We start from the raw sequence: 1,058 nt of genomic DNA, 5'->3' as shown, positions 1-1,058 counted from the left end.
CCCATGAGCAGCCCGGCCCGGTGCAGGTCCAGAACGGGGTGGACGTAAAGTGTTGTGGCGTCATCAGCGCCTCGCCCAGTGTCTGGCCATCGGCGAAGGGGCAGGGGGCGTCCCACGCCAGCCCGCTGCGCGTGACGATGTTGCGCACCAGCGAAAAACCGTTGGAATGGACCCCGGCCGAAGGCAGGCCGATCAGCGTATCACCGGGCCGGATCGCGCCGGGCAGCAGCGTCGTGCGTTCCGCCGCCCCCACCGAGAATCCGGCCAGATCATAATGGCCGGGTGCGTACATGCCCGGCATTTCCGCCGTTTCACCGCCCACCAGCGCGCAGCCGGAGTCGGCGCAGCCTTTCGCGATGCCGCGCACCACCTTGGCCGCGTCCTCGATGGAGAGCCGGCCCGTGGCGAAATAGTCCAGGAAGAACAGCGGCGTCGCGCCCTGCACCACCAGATCGTTCACGCACATGGCGACAAGGTCGATGCCCACCGTCTCATGCAGGCCGCTTTCAATGGCGATCATGAGCTTGGTGCCCACCCCATCGGTGCAGGAGACGAGGATGGGATCGCTGAACCCGGCGGCCCTTAGGTCGAACAGCGCCCCGAACCCGCCAAGCCCGCCCATGGTGCCGGGGCGGTCCGTCGCTTTCGCCGCGGGCTTGATGACCTCGACAAGCGCGTCACCCGCGGCAATGTCCACCCCGGCGTCACGGTAGGTGGCGCTGGGCGCGGTGTCGGAGGGAGCGGAGGGCGGGCGTGGGGCGGACGTCATGCGGCGGGCCTTTGTGTAATCAAACTATCACTTTCCCGGACTCCCGCGGGCAGGCTATGAAAATCACAGCACGGAACCGGGATAGAACGGACTTCCGGCTTTCTTTACGTCAAGGCGGGGCAACGCACAAAGCGGTGGTTGAGCGCACGAAGCTGAAAATGGATGAAAACGCGGTTGCCGGCGCGATCGGGCAACTGGTGTTGCCGTTTGCCCACACGCCACGGTTCGCCGCCAGCGACTTCGTTTTTTCAGCCGCCAACGCGGCGGCGCGGAGCTGGCTGCTCGGCCC

The 1,058-nt window shown here is 66.7% G+C and carries 1 pseudogene; it reads right to left on the bottom strand.

The annotated features are described in order from the left end of the window. A pseudogene (gene purM, locus JCM25156_RS25960) lies at positions 1 to 769 on the bottom strand (phosphoribosylformylglycinamidine cyclo-ligase); the annotation flags it as partial. Between the last annotated feature and the right edge of the window lie 289 nt (positions 770 to 1,058).

The sequence above is a fragment of the Komagataeibacter kakiaceti JCM 25156 genome, from assembly GCF_000613305.1.
Note: the sequence above shows the minus strand (reverse complement) of the source record. Positions and strands in the feature narration are given on the sequence as shown.